A 14,275-nucleotide genomic window follows, 5' to 3' on the forward strand; every position below is an offset into this window, starting at 1 on the left:
GGGCGGTCCTCCACGAGTCGCCGCCATGCTGCCGCAGCCGCCACCGTTTGAAACCCATGTCGTCGACAACCAGCCGCCGCCGTTCGGCGACCGTGATCTTTGGCAGGACGACCTGGCCCTGCGGCAGAGCGTGCAGCGTGAGGGCGCGCAGGGCTTTATCGGCGCATTGCAGCCGTACGGCGCGCTGGCCGGTGGCGAGCTGTACCGGATCGGTTTTGATGCCAACCGGCAGCGGCCGCTGCTGCGTACCCACGATGCGCAGGGCAACCGGATCGACAGCGTCGAGTTTCACCCTGCCTACCACCGCCTGATGGCGACGGCGAAAACCGCGGGCGTTGCCGGTCTGTCCTGGCAGTCGGCGCAGCCGTGCGCACACGTGGCGCGCGCCGCGCTGAGCTACCTGCACCACCAGGCAGAGGCGGGCACCAGCTGCCCGCTGACCATGACCCATGCCGCGGTGCCGGTATTGCGGCAGGAGCCGGCGTTGGCCGAATGGGCCAGCAAGGCGGCAGCGCCGTTCTATGACGCACGCGATCTGCCCATCGGCGATAAGCCTGGCATCACCGTCGGCATGGGCATGACCGAAAAACAGGGCGGTTCGGACGTGCGCAGCAATACGACTCTCGCCACGCCGTTGGCAGGCGAGGGAGAGTACAGCCTGGTCGGGCATAAATGGTTTTTCTCCGCGCCGATGTCCGACGGCTGGCTGGTGCTGGCGCAGGCACCGGGCGGCTTGAGCTGCTTCCTGATGCCGCGTCGCCTGGCCTGTGGCCGGCGTAATAATTTTCATCTGATGCGGCTCAAGGACAAGCTTGGCGATTGGGCCAACGCATCCAGTGAAGTGGAGTTCTGCGGCGCCTGGGCGCGGCGTGTGGGTGAAGAAGGGCGGGGCGTCGCGACCATCATCGAGATGGTCATGCTGACCCGGCTCGACTGCATGTTGGGCTCGGCCGCGCAGATGCGCATGGCCTTGGCGCAGGCATTGCACCATGCGCGGCACCGGCGCAGCTTCGGCAAGCGTTTGGTCGAGCATCCATTGATGGCCAATGTGTTGAGTGACTTGGCCATCGAATCAGAGGCGGCCACCACATTGGCGATGCGCGTGGCCGGCGCGGTGGATGCGGCAGGCCATGATCCAGGCGAAGCGGCGTTTGCACGGATCGCCACCGCCATTGGCAAGTTCTGGGTATGCAAGCGGGCACCGGCCTTCGTCAACGAAGCACAGGAATGCCTGGGCGGCGCCGGTTACGTGGAAGAGTCGATGCTGCCGCGCCTCTACCGGCAGGCGCCGCTGAATTCGATCTGGGAGGGCAGCGGCAACGTGCAGTGCCTGGACGTGCTGCGAGCACTGCAGCGCGAGCCGGAAACCCGCGTTGCGCTGCAGGCCGAGCTGCAGCAGGCGGCCGGCAACGATGCCGGCTACGATCGTGCGCTGGAGGCCGCATTGGGTCAGCTGCAGGGCGGTGAGCTGGATCAGGCCGATGCGCGCAGCCTGGTCAGCGCGATTGCGGTGCTGCTGCAGGCGGCGGCCTTGCTGCGTGCGCGCAGCCCGTTGGCGGCCGGGTTCGTACAGTCGCGGCTGCCGCGTGCCGCCGGCGTATACGGTGGCCTGCCGTCACGCACCGCGTTCGACGAAATACTCGAACGGGCCCTGCCGGTCGGCTGATCAGCCGGCGCCGTCCACGCTGGCGTCAAACGGCACCACGCGGTTGCGGCCGCTGCGCTTGGCCCGGTACAACGCGGCATCGGCCTTGCGCAGCAAGGTGAGGCCGGCCACGCCGTCGATGGGGTAGGTCGCCACACCGAGCGAGGCGGTGACGGGCGGCAGCGTCTTGCCGGAGAACGGCACGCTCATCTGCGACAGCGCAAGGCGCAGTTCGTCGGCCTGGCGCAGCGCGTTGCTGCTGTCCGATTCGGGCAGGATCACGGTGAACTCCTCACCGCCATAGCGGCAGGCGATGTCTTCGCCGCGCAGGCGCGAACTCAGCATCTGCCCGATGGCGGCCAGCAAGGCATCGCCACCGCCGTGCCCGTGGGTGTCGTTGAACTGCTTGAAGTGATCCACGTCCAGCATGATCACCGACAGCGGCAGGTCGCGGCGGCCGCAGCGGGCGATTTCCCGGCTCAGCGATTCTTCCAGATAGCGACGGTTGTACAGGCCGGTCAGCGGATCGCGGATCGACTGCAGGCGCAGCGATTCACGCAGACGCAGATTGCTCAGTGCCAGAGACAGCTGTTCCACCGCGGAGATGGCGATGTTCAGCCGCGGCAGCGGGCCCGGGCCTGCGCCGCACAGGAACAGGAAGCCGATCTGCGCGCCTTGTGCGGACATCGGAATGCAGGCGGTGGCCACGCTGGTGCCGGCTTCGGGCCGGCTGATGTGCGGGCAGCTGGCATCATGCAGCAGATCATCGATGACGTGCGGTTGGCCGCGGCGGATGGCCCAGCAGTCGCTCGGCACCAGGAACGCGCTGGTTTCGATCAGCGGCTTGCCCCAGCTGACGATGCTCTCGAGCCGGTCATTGGATGCGCGCAGCAGATAGACCGAGCCGGCGACATCGGGCATCAAGGCTTCCAGTGTGCGTGCGCTGATCTCCAGTGCTTCTTCCGGGTTGGCACAACTCTGCAGCAGCCCGGTGTAGCGGCCCAGGGTCTGCAAGTCGGCGCTGGAGCGTTCGATCTGCTCCAGGTTGCCCGCCAGCTGCTGGCTGGCACTGGCCGCGCGTTTTTCGGCACGGGTGCGGCGCCGCAGTTCGGACAGCAGGATGCCGTACACCGAGGCGACGATTGCCAGACCGAAGGGAATGCCGGCAAGTGCCAGGCCCAGCAGCAGATCGGCGCTGCGGCGCGAGCTGGCGGCGCGCTCTACCAGCAGGCCGTGTTCCTCCTCGACCATCGTGTGCACCTGTTCGCGGATGCTGCTGGTGGTGAGAAAGGCGGTCTGGGTGATTGCCGCGCGTGCACTGTCCAGGCCTTGCGCGTCGTATATGTCGACCACGTGCTGGATCTGCTTCAGGCGCTGGTTCACCAACGCCTTGAGGGCGATCGCGTTGTGTACCTGATCGGGGTTGTCGCCTACCGATTTGATCAGCGCAGTCAGCTGCAGGGGCAGCCGCTCCAGGCTCATCTGGTAATCGAGCAGATAGGCCTGGCTGCCGGTCAGCAGATAGCCGCGCTCGGCCGACTCGGCGTCCAGCACCATCGACTGGATCTCATCGACGCGGCTGATGACTTCATGGGTATGCGCAACCAGCCGCGCATCGGCAATGAAACGTTGCGCGCCGACAAAAACACCGACGCCGATGGCGACAAAAACAAGCGCCGAGAATATCAGCGCGAATTTACTGCTAGTGCGTTTTTGCATCGCGCCCTTGACCGCATGATCGAGGTGATGCGCATGTTGCTGCCAGCGCGCCAGCTCACCTTTCAACTCGGATGGATGTATCCGGCCCCCAGTGGCATCCCGCCTCCCGCGCGAACACCACGCAGCCGAGTTCCGGCTGCGTGGTGAAGTCTATCAATGCTTGGCTGCGTCTGCGTTCTCACGCGCATGCTTGGCGGCGTCGTGAGCTTCATCGGCCACCTTCTGCGCGGCATTGGCGGTAGCGGCGCTAGCGTTGGCGGCGGCGTCCTTGGCAGCGACCGACGCATCATCGGCAGCCTTGCTCGTAGCCACTGCGGCCTTGTCCAACGCCTGCTGCGATTCGGCGGCGGCGTTGCGGGTTGCGGCGGCAGCCGAGTCGGCGGCATCGCGGGTGGCGTCAGCGGCAGAAGCAGCGGCATTCTTTGCTGCGTCACCGGCATGGTCGGCGGCGGCGGCGGCGTCTTTCTTGGCCTGTTCGGCGTTGGGATCGTTGCAGCCAGCCAATGCCAGAACCAGGCTTGCAGCGAGCACGGGGACAAATTTCTTCATGTCACTCTCTCCGGTGTGTGATTGATGACCACAGCCTAGGTGCTGGCGTATTCAGATCGCGTCAAGGCGAGTCGCGATGGAGGGAATTGGTTAAGCAAGCCGCTGGCGGGCGCGCAGTGTGTGGGGGCGGTCAATCCGGCACGGTTGCATGGGCGATCGGGCCGGCGCGTCGCCTGCAGTGGAACCTGGCTGTTTCCGGCACAGCACTGGGCGTTGGCAAACGAGGCAAGGCAGGTTGAGCCTCTTTTCCGTGTCGTCCATCGAATGCAGGTGCGGGTGAAGGCGTGGCCCTGGCCGCTTGCCTGTGCCTGCCTCGACACCGATCCACCGGCTACTGCCGGTCGCTTGCGAGCCTGGTGTGTTGATGCGCGACCCAGCGAGCGGCGCTGCGCTGTGGTAAACGGCCGGGCATAAAAAAAGCCGCTGGCGAACCAGCGGCTTTTCTGGAACAGCTTGGAAGCAGAAGTTATTACTTCTTGGCTTCTTCAGCAGCGTCCTTGGCCTGACCAGCAACGTCTTCAGCAGCCTTGGCAGCGTCAGCAGCGGCGCCAGCAGCAGCGTCGGTGGTGGCGGCAGCAGCGGCGCCAGCAGCTTCGCCAGCGGCGTCAGCAGCGGTAGCGGCGGTGTCAGCAGCAGCCTGGGCAGCGTCGGCGGTAGCAGCGCCGGCGGTAGCGGCCTGGTCAGCAGCGACCTGGGCTTCCGAAGCAGCCTGGTTGGCGTCAGCGGCAGCGTCAGCAGCCTGTTCCTGCTTCGAGCAGGCGGTCAGGGCCAGACCCAGGGTCATCGCGATCAGCAGCTTGTTGATGCTCATTTGTGAATCCTCGTCGTGAAATTAGGCAACGCGCCATTGCGCGCCGGGAACATGATGACAAGCCCATTTCGACTGTCAAGCAGTCCCGCATTCAGGTTTGCAAAGATCTGAAATTTTTCAATCAAATCAATTCAATGGCGATAGCGGTTGCTTCGCCACCACCGATGCAAAGCGATGCAATGCCACGCTTGAGGCCACGTGTGCGCAATGCATTTACCAGCGTAACCACCAAGCGGGCACCCGAAGCACCGATCGGATGACCCAATGCGCAGGCCCCTCCATTGACGTTGATCTTGGCATGCGGGATGCCCAGTTCGCGGATCGGTGCCATGGCTACCACGGCGAAGGCTTCGTTGATTTCGAACAGGTCAACGTCGGCGATGTTCCAGCCGGCTTTTTCCAGGACCTTGGTGATCGCGCCGATCGGGGCGGTAGTGAACCACTCCGGTTCCTGCGAGAAGGTGGCGTGTGCGGCGATGCGCGCCAGCGGCTGCACGCCGCGCTTGGCGGCATCGTCGGCAGACAGCAACACCAGCGCGGCAGCACCGTCGGAAATGCTCGAAGAGCTGGCGGCGGTGACGCTGCCGTCCTTCTTGAAGGCCGGGCGTAGCGTAGGAATTTTACTGATGTCCGACTTGCCCGGCTGCTCGTCCTGGGCGAACTCCACCTCGCCCTTGCGGGTGGCAACCTTGACCGCAACGATTTCGTCGGCGAACGCACCATTGGCCACGGCGGCCTGGGCACGGGTGACCGACTCGATGGCGTAGGCATCCTGCTCTTCGCGGGTGAAGCCGAACTTGGCCACGGTAGCCTCGGCAAACACGCCCATGGCCTGGCCGTCGTACGGGTTGGTCAGGCCGTCCCACGCCATGTGGTCCACCGCCTGGAAATTGCCGTAGCGGTTGCCGGTGCGCGAGTTGGGCAGCATGTGCGGGGCGTTGGACATGGACTCCATGCCGCCGGCGACCACGATGCTGGCCGAGCCGGCCTTGATCAGGTCGTGGCCCAGCATGATGGCTTTCATGCCCGAGCCGCAGACCTTGTTGAGGGTGGTGGCGCCGGTGTTGGTCGGCAGGCCGGCGGCCAGTGCGGCCTGGCGGGCCGGTGCCTGGCCGAGGTTGGCGGGCAGCACGCAGCCCATGATCACTTCGGACACGTCGCTGGCAGCAATGCCGGACTGCTGCATGGCCGCGCTGATCGCAGCTGCACCGAGGGTCGGGGTGGGGACGCCGTTGAACTGGCCAAGGAAGGAGCCAATGGCGGTACGCTTGGCGGCGGCGATGACGATGTCAGACATGAGCAATCTCGGTTATACCTTGCGGCAATTATCGAACGTCCGCGGGGCCGGGCACATTGGACCAACGGCACATCCCCACAGACAGGGGATTGTCGTTGCAGTATAGAAGGTAGCCGGAGTGCTACCGGGGTCAGGTAATACCTGAATTGGGAAATCATCCACAGGACGGAGGAGACGCAATGAGCAGTGCAATGGTGGGCAGCAACGTGGCGCGCAACGTATTGGCCGGTTCATTGGCGCTGGCCCTGGCGGCTTGCGGCAGTGGCAGCGGGCCAAAATCCGATCCGCCACCGGTGACACCGCCGGTCAACCCGCCGCCGACCACCAAACCGCCCGTCGTCACCCCACCAGTGACCCCGCAGCCGGCGTTTGACGCCCATCTGGCCCTGACCAATACCAAGGCCGCGCATGCGATGGGCCTGACCGGTGCCGGCTACCCCATCGGCGTGATCGATTCGGGGGTGATGCGCAACCACCCGACGCTGGCGGGGCGGGTGCTGTCCAACCGCAACTACATCAGTTCAACCCAGAACAATCTGTCGGTGGATGACGTGGTCGGCCACGGCACCACGGTAGCGCAGCTGGCGGCCGGCGCACCCGCCGGGCAATGGCCGGGCGGTATCGCGTCGGGGGCGCAGATCCTGTCGGCACGCATCATTGCGGACAAGGCGCCTACCGACGACGGTTCCGGTAATGGCAATGAGGTGACCGGCGCGCTGGGCCTGGCGCCTATCCATGCCGACCTGATCCGCGACGGCATGCGCATCATGAACAACTCCTGGGGCGGCCTGTACTGGACCCGGCCAACAGTAACGGCCGAGATTGCCAACGAGTACCGCCCCTTTATCAGGGACAATGACGGCTTGGTGGTGTTTGCCACCGGCAATGAGTCCAAGGCCAATCCGTCGGACATGGCGGCGCTGCCGAGCAAGGTGGGTGGCAGTGGCACCTACCCGGCGGCGGATCTTGAACGCGGCTGGCTGGCAGTGGCAGCGTTGGATACAGCCAATCCGACTGCATTGGCGTATTACTCCAACGCCTGCGGCGTGGCCAAGAATTACTGTCTGGTGGCGCCGGGCACATCGATGTTCATCGGCCATGACAGCACCGCCAACAATCTGGCCTATTTCTACGGCAGCGGTACCTCGTATGCGGCGCCGCTGGTGTCGGGCGCGGCGGCACTGGTGTGGCAGGCCTTCCCCTACTTCAACAACGACCTGGTCCGGCAGACTCTGCTGGGTACGGCCACCGACCTGGGTGAGGTCGGCCCGGATGCGGTGTTCGGTTATGGCCTGCTCAATGTGGGCAAGGCGGTGAAGGGGCCGGGCAAGGCGGACTGGGGCGATATCAAGGTTGATGTGAACCGGCTTGGGCTCAACTCTGTCTGGAGCAATCCAATCAGTGGTGCCGGCGGTCTGGTGAAAACCGGCAGCGGTTCCTTGGGTTTGTCGGCCGCCAACACCTATGCCGGCGCTACCCGCATCCAGCGGGGCACGCTGGCCTTGCAGGACGGCGGCTCGATCCGTTCCAACGTCACTATCGACGCGCAATCCAACCCCAGCGCTGCCGCATTGCAGTTCATGGGCGGCACCGCACGGGTGGTGGGCAATGTGGACAATGGCGCCAGCGTGATAGTGCTCAGCAATGTGGGCTCGGCAACCATCGAGGGCAACTACCTGCAGCGCTCCGGCGCGCAGCTGATGGTGGCCTTGGGCTCCAATGCTCTGCAGGTGACCGGTACCGCCAGCCTGGACGGCGGGGTGACGGTCAGTGGTGCGGTCAATGGCTATGTGCCGCAGAACGGTCGTCGCCAGGACCTGCTGCATGCCGGCGGTGGGGTTATTGGACAATTTGCTACGCCAGCAACCGGCGCGACCGGCGTGACGCTGTTGGATGCCAAATATGGCTATGACGCCAACAACGCCTGGCTGCAGTTGGACCAGGTGAGCGTCACCGCGATGGCGAGCAGTGCCGGCGTTGGGTTGCGCGCGATGTCGGCGGCGCAGCGGGTAGAACAGGCATTCGAAGTACTGGATGCCGATGCGGGCCTGCAGACCACGGCATTCGGTTCGGCGGCGGCGTCGGTGCAGGGTGTTGGCGGTGGGTTTTCCGGCCTTGCACAAAGCTTGGAAAGCCTGAGCGGGCAAGCCCATGCCACGGCCACGGCAATGACCTTCGATAGCATCGACATGAGCCGCCGCGCGCTGTCCAGCCAGTTTGCCGAAGGCGGCACGCGCACGGCGGCCAGTGGTGTGTGGATGCGCAACCTGGGCGGTGGCGGCCAGGGTGGCTATCTGGGCAGCGACTACAGTGTTGCCGGCTGGATGATGGGCGGCGAAGCTGCGCTGTCCGGCAATGCCGTGCTGGGCTTTGCGTTTGGCGAAACCCGGGCCAATGGCAACGGCGGTATCGCTCAGGATCGCGGCCGCGACCGCCAGACCCAGTCGCAGTTGTATGCCGGCTGGCAGCGCGGCGATGTCTATGTGCTGGGGCAGGCCGGGTTCGGGCAATACGAGCGTGAGCTGGACCGTGGCCTGTTGCTGGGTGCCGAACGTGCCGGCGTGCATGCCCGTTACAGCGGCAATTTCCTGTCCAGCAGTGTGGAGGCGGGCTATCGGCTGGGGCGTGGTTCGGCCGAGCTGACTCCGTATCTGGGCGCCGATTACACGCGTATCGACGGTGGTGCCTTCAATGAACAGGGCGGCTACGGTTTTGGCCTGCGCGCCGATGACTGGAGGAGCAGCCGTGTGCAGGCCTTGGCGGGCCTGCGTGGCCAATACCTGTGGAAGCGGGTGGCGTTCAACGGCTATGCCGAATGGCAGCAGGCGCTGGGTGGCAATGGCCTGAGCCTGGATGCCAGTTTCGTCGGCGTGGATGCGTGGGCGCCGATTGCTGGCCTGCAGCCGGCCCGTGCTGGCGGCCTGTTCGGGCTGTCGGTGGAGTCGTGGCTGGCCCGCAATACGCGGTTGTCGCTGGGCTATGACCAGCGCTTCGGCCCGCGTGGTGACAACCGGCAGGTGTCGCTGCGGCTGCAGCAGGCGTTCTGATCGGCGCGGCCGTAGCAGTCCAATAAAACAGAAGGCGGGCGAGATGATCGCCCGCCTTCTGTGTTTGTGCGTTGCTGCTTACTCGCCGCGCAGGCGGTTCATGCGCGGCACCGAGCGGCCCATCGGCATCTTCAGTTTGCCGATGGCTTCCAGGCGGTTTTCGGCGATGCGGTCGGCCGCGCGCTGCGGCGAAATCCCATCCCGCTCGGACTGGTCGAAGACTTTGCCGAGGTTGTGGTAGATGCTGCGGATCAGGCGCATCGCACGCTCGCGGTTGTAGCCGTCGATCTCCAGTGACACGTTCATTACGCCGCCGGCGTTGACCGCATAGTCCGGGGCCCACAGCACGCCGCGCTTGTACAGCTCATCGCCGACGGCATGGCTGGCCAACTGGTTGTTGGCGGTCCCGCAGATGACCTTGACCTTGAGCCGCTCCAGGGTGGCCATGTCGATGGCGCCTTCCATCGCGCAGGGCGCGAACACATCGGCGGCCACGTCATAGATGGCATCGGGCTTGACCGCCTCGCATCCGTATTCAGCGACGGCTTTCTGCACCAGTACCGGGTCCAGATCGGTGACATAGAGCTTGGCGCCGCGCTCGCGCAGCAGCTTCACCAGTTCCATGCCGATATGGCCCAGGCCCTGCACCGCAATGCTGAGCTTGCCGATCTCCTCATGGCCGAACTTGCGCTTGACCGAGGCCATCAGCGCCTGCAAGGCGCCGTAGGCGGTAAACGGCGCCGGATCGCCGGAGCCGCCATGGACCTGGTGTACGCCGGTAACGAAGCCGGTTTCCAGGTAGATGTTTTCCATGTCGTTGACGTCGGTGCCCACGTCTTCGGCGGTGATGTAACGGCCGGCCAGCGCCTCGACCTGGCGGCCGAAGGCGCGGAACAGCACTTCGCTCTTGGCGGTCTTGGGGTCGCCGATGATGACCGCCTTGCCGCCACCCACATTCAGCCCGGCCAGGGCGTTCTTGTAGGTCATGGTGCGGCTCAGGCGCAGCACGTCGCGCAGCGCATCGTCGGTGTTGGCGTAGGGGCGCATGCGCACGCCGCCCAGGGCCGGGCCCAGGGTGGTGTTGTGGATGGCGATGATTGCCTTCAGGCCGGCATCGCGGTTCTGGCAGAACAGAACCTGCTCATGGCCGGAGGTCTCGAGGGTTTCGAACAACATGCGGGCTCCGATGGCGTGCTTGCCACAACGTCAGTGATCGTGTGGCCAAAATGGCTGGCCGAAAACAAAAAATGCGACTTCGTCAGTGTGGGGACGGGGGTCGCGGGCCGCCATTCTAATCCATTCCCGGTAGGGGAATGTTCAGCCGGGCATACCGCTCGCGGTGCCTGGCTTTGCCGGGACGGGCGCCGCAGCAGCGGGTGATAGCGCAAACCCGCAAAAGGTCACGCTGCGCTGCAACCTGACCTGCAGGGCCTGCGGTTCTATGATCGGTTGCAATAGAAACCGGATGTTGCACGGCCCATGAGTACCCCCGCCTCCCAGCTCCCGCAGGCGCAGCCTGAAACCACCCCGCTGCGCTTTGTCACCGCCGCCAGCCTGTTCGATGGCCACGATGCGGCCATCAACATCATGCGCCGCCTGATCCAGGCGCAGGGCGCGGAGGTCATCCACCTCGGCCACAACCGCAGTGTGGAAGACGTGGTGCGTGCCGCGCTGCAGGAAGACGCCGATGCCATCGCGCTGTCGTCCTACCAGGGCGGCCACGTGGAGTACTTCAAGTACATGGTCGACATGCTGCGGGAGAAGGGCGCCGGCCATATCAAGGTATTCGGTGGCGGTGGTGGCACCATCACCCCGGAAGAAATCCGCGAGCTGCAGGCCTACGGTGTGGAGCGCATCTACCACCCCAACGACGGCATGAAGATGGGGCTGGTGGAGATGATCGAGGATGTGGTGGCGCGCGCCGGCAAGGCACGCGAAGCCGCTGCACGCCACGATGACATCGAAACGCCGTCGATCGAGGACGAGATTGGAATCGGCCGAGTGTTGTCGGAGCTGGAAGACGGCAGTCATTCCGAAGCGGAGCTGACTCATCTGCGTAAGCAGTGGCAGTTGGCCGCAGGTGCCACGCCGGTGATCGGCATCACCGGCACCGGTGGTGCGGGTAAGTCCTCGGTAACCGACGAACTGCTCAATCGCTTTCTCGCCAGCTTCCCGCAGATGCGTATTGCAGTGATCTCGGTGGACCCGACCCGCCGCCGCACCGGTGGCGCGCTGCTGGGTGACCGCATCCGCATGAATTCGTTGCGTTCCAAGCGCGTTTACATGCGTTCGATGGCAACCCGACGCCAGCATGCGGCGATCAATACGGTGTTGCGCGATTGCATTGGTTTCCTCAAGTCGCTGCACTTCGATCTGGTGATCGTCGAGACCGCCGGTATTGGCCAATCCGATTCGGAGATCGTCGACCTGGTCGACTTCCCGATGTACGTGATGACCAGCGATTTCGGCGCGCCCAGCCAGCTGGAAAAGATCGACATGCTCGATTACGCCGAGCTGGTGGTGCTGAACAAGTTCGACAAGCGCGGTGCCGAAGACGCGCTGCGCGACGTGCGCAAGCAGTGGAAGCGCAATCGCGTCGCCTTCACCATGAAGGACGAGGATGTACCGGTCTATCCGACCATCGCCAGCCAGTTCAATGATCCGGGCATCAGCTGGATGTTCGCCAACCTCTGCCGCCTGCTGAGCGCCAAGACCAAGGCCGAACTGGCGCCGCAGATCGATACAACGCTGAAGGAGCCGCGCGCCACGGTATTGATACCGGGCAGCCGCGTGCGCTACCTGGCCGAAATCGCCGAGCAGGGCAGGGGCATCAACGCCCGCATTGAATCGCAGGCCGAAGTGGCCGAGCGCGCGCAGGGGCTGTGGCAGGCCTTGAAGGAGCTGGACGATGCAGCGTTGCCGAATGCATTGGATCTGTATGCCGGCGATGCCTTGCTCCACTCTCAGGCCGGGGGAGAGGGTAAGGCTGCCGACAATGCCGATGCGTCGCACCCTCACCCCAACCCCTCTCCCGCCGGGAGAGGGGCTCAGGCTGTGGATCGCTCACTGCTGATCCTGCGTCAGCGCTACAACGATGCCGTGCAGTCGCTGGATTCCGAAGCCCTGCGCCTGCTGCGCGAGTGGCCTGCGCGTTTGAAGTCGATCACCGATCCGGTCAACGAGTACCAGGTGCGCGGCAAGACCATCCGCGTCGAGAACTACCGCGAGTCGCTCAGCCACCAGCAGATCCCCAAGATCGCGGCGCCCACTTACCGCAGCTGGGGCGAGTTGCTGGTGTTCCTGCAGAAGGAGAACCTGCCGGGCTCCTACCCGTACACCGGCGGCGTCTACCCGTACCGCCGCAGCGGCGAAGACCCGATTCGCATGTTTGCCGGAGAGGGCACGCCCGAGCGAACCAACCGCCGCTTCCATTACCTGAGCGTTGGCCAGCCGGCCGCGCGCCTGTCCACCGCGTTCGACAGCGTCACCCTGTATGGCGAAGACCCGGCGCCGCGCCCGGACATCTACGGCAAGATCGGCAATTCCGGCGTCAACATTCCCACGCTGGACGACATGAAGAAGCTGTATTCCGGCTTCGACCTGTGCGCGCCAACCACCTCGGTGTCGATGACCATCAATGGCCCGGCGCCGATGATCCTGGCGATGTTCATGAACACCGCCGTCGACCAGCAGATCGAGAAATACCTGCAGGAAGACCCCGCGCGCTGGGCCGAGGCGGAAGCGAAGATCGCCAAGCTCTTTGAAGGCCGCAGCCGCCCGCAGTACCACGGCGAACTGCCGCCGACCAACAATGGGCTGGGCCTGGCCCTGCTCGGCGTCACCGGCGACCAGCTGGTGGATGCCGATACCTATGCGCGGATCAAGGCTGAGACGCTGTCCACCGTGCGCGGCACGGTGCAGGCCGACATCCTCAAGGAAGACCAGGCGCAGAACACCTGCATCTTCTCCACCGAGTTCGCGCTGCGGATGATGGGCGACATCCAGCAGTACTTCGTTGACCACAAGGTCCGCAATTTCTATTCGGTGTCGATCTCCGGGTATCACATTGCCGAGGCGGGTGCGAATCCGATCAGCCAGTTGGCCTTCACCCTGTCCAATGGCTTCACCATCGTCGAGTACTACCTGGCGCGTGGCATGAAGATCGATGACTTCGCGCCCAACCTGTCGTTCTTCTTCTCCAACGGCATGGACCCGGAGTACACGGTGATCGGCCGCGTTGCCCGCCGCATCTGGGCGCGTGCGATGCGCGAGCGCTACGGCGCCAACGAGCGCAGCCAGATGATGAAGTACCACATCCAGACCTCGGGCCGTTCGCTGCACGCGCAGGAGATCCAGTTCAACGACATCCGCACCACGCTGCAGGCGCTGTATGCCTTGTTCGACAACTGCAACAGCCTGCATACCAATGCTTACGACGAGGCGATCACCACGCCGACCGAGGAGAGCGTGCGTCGCGCGGTGGCGATCCAGATGATCATCAACAAGGAGTTGGGGCTGAACTTCTGCGAGAACCCGTGGCAGGGCAGCTTCATCGTCGACAAGCTCACCGACATTGTCGAAGAAGCCGTCTACAAGGAGTTCGAGGCGATCAGCGAGCGCGGTGGCGTGCTTGGCGCGATGGACACGATGTACCAGCGCGGCAAGATCCAGGAAGAATCGCTGTACTACGAGCACAAGAAGCACGATGGCAGCCTGCCGCTGGTCGGCGTCAACATGTTCCTGCCCAAGGAGCATGCCGGTGAAGTGGCGACCGAGATCGAACTGATCCGCTCGACCGAGGAAGAGAAGGGCCAGCAGATCGAGAACGTGCACACCTGGCAGCGCAACCGCAATACGCTGGCGCCCGCCGGCGAAACCTCGCATTCGCACGAGGTTGAAGGCCTGGACGCGAACGAGGAAGCTCACGATGGCCACGGCCTGGCCTACCTGCAGAAGACCGCACGCGACCGCCGCAACGTGTTCGAGGCCCTGATCGAAGCAGTGAAGACCCACAGCCTCGGCCAGATCAGCCACGCCCTGTACGACGTAGGCGGCGAGTACCGCCGCAATATGTAAGCGCGCGCCCCGTAGTGCCGAGCCATGCTCGGCAGAGGCCTTCCCAGTAGAGCCCAGCCGAGCATGGCTCGGCTCTACCCAGATGCCATGCAGCACTCACCCGTAGTGCCGAGCCATGCTCGGCAAGGGCC

At 64.7% G+C, this 14,275-nt stretch carries 8 protein-coding genes; 3 read left to right on the forward strand and 5 right to left on the reverse strand.

Going from position 1 to position 14,275, the window contains the following annotated elements:
• Positions 1-25: 25 nt before the first annotated feature.
• Entirely contained in the window at positions 26-1,666 is a 1,641-nt protein-coding gene (locus tag BCV67_RS16055) for an acyl-CoA dehydrogenase family protein (RefSeq protein ID WP_062168411.1), read from the forward strand.
• On the opposite strand, the gene BCV67_RS16060 is transcribed toward BCV67_RS16055, so the two are convergent.
• The 4 genes from BCV67_RS16060 to BCV67_RS16075 form a co-directional block, all read right to left on the reverse strand.
• The gene (locus BCV67_RS16060; protein WP_062171642.1) at positions 1,667-3,364 is read right to left on the reverse strand and encodes a diguanylate cyclase; all 1,698 of its coding nucleotides are present in this window, start codon (positions 3,362-3,364) and stop codon (positions 1,667-1,669) included.
• 153 nt (positions 3,365-3,517) lie between these two features.
• The gene (locus BCV67_RS16065; protein WP_062168409.1) at positions 3,518-3,913 is read right to left on the reverse strand and encodes a lipoprotein; all 396 of its coding nucleotides are present in this window, start codon (positions 3,911-3,913) and stop codon (positions 3,518-3,520) included.
• A gap of 469 nt (positions 3,914-4,382) precedes the next feature.
• On the reverse strand, positions 4,383-4,724 hold the full coding sequence (locus BCV67_RS16070) for a hypothetical protein (RefSeq protein ID WP_057626557.1): 342 nt from the start codon (positions 4,722-4,724) through the stop codon (positions 4,383-4,385).
• A gap of 121 nt (positions 4,725-4,845) precedes the next feature.
• Positions 4,846-6,021: a thiolase family protein gene (locus tag BCV67_RS16075; RefSeq protein WP_062168407.1), complete on the reverse strand. Its 1,176-nt coding sequence runs from the start codon at positions 6,019-6,021 to the stop codon at positions 4,846-4,848.
• 191 nt (positions 6,022-6,212) lie between these two features.
• On the opposite strand from BCV67_RS16075, the gene BCV67_RS16080 reads away from it, so the two are divergent.
• The gene (locus tag BCV67_RS16080; RefSeq protein ID WP_065868146.1) at positions 6,213-9,068 is read left to right on the forward strand and encodes an autotransporter serine protease; all 2,856 of its coding nucleotides are present in this window, start codon (positions 6,213-6,215) and stop codon (positions 9,066-9,068) included.
• Positions 9,069-9,146: 78 nt separating this feature from the next.
• Here BCV67_RS16080 and BCV67_RS16085 read toward each other — a convergent pair whose 3' ends face one another.
• On the reverse strand, positions 9,147-10,244 hold the full coding sequence (locus BCV67_RS16085) for a Glu/Leu/Phe/Val dehydrogenase dimerization domain-containing protein (RefSeq protein WP_062168405.1): 1,098 nt from the start codon (positions 10,242-10,244) through the stop codon (positions 9,147-9,149).
• A 303-nt stretch (positions 10,245-10,547) separates the two neighbouring features.
• On the opposite strand from BCV67_RS16085, the gene BCV67_RS16090 reads away from it, so the two are divergent.
• Positions 10,548-14,144: a methylmalonyl-CoA mutase family protein gene (locus tag BCV67_RS16090; protein ID WP_062168402.1), complete on the forward strand. Its 3,597-nt coding sequence runs from the start codon at positions 10,548-10,550 to the stop codon at positions 14,142-14,144.
• Positions 14,145-14,275 lie beyond the last annotated feature (131 nt).

It is taken from the genome of Stenotrophomonas nitritireducens, from assembly GCF_001700965.1.
Lineage (GTDB): Bacteria > Pseudomonadota > Gammaproteobacteria > Xanthomonadales > Xanthomonadaceae > Stenotrophomonas > Stenotrophomonas nitritireducens_A.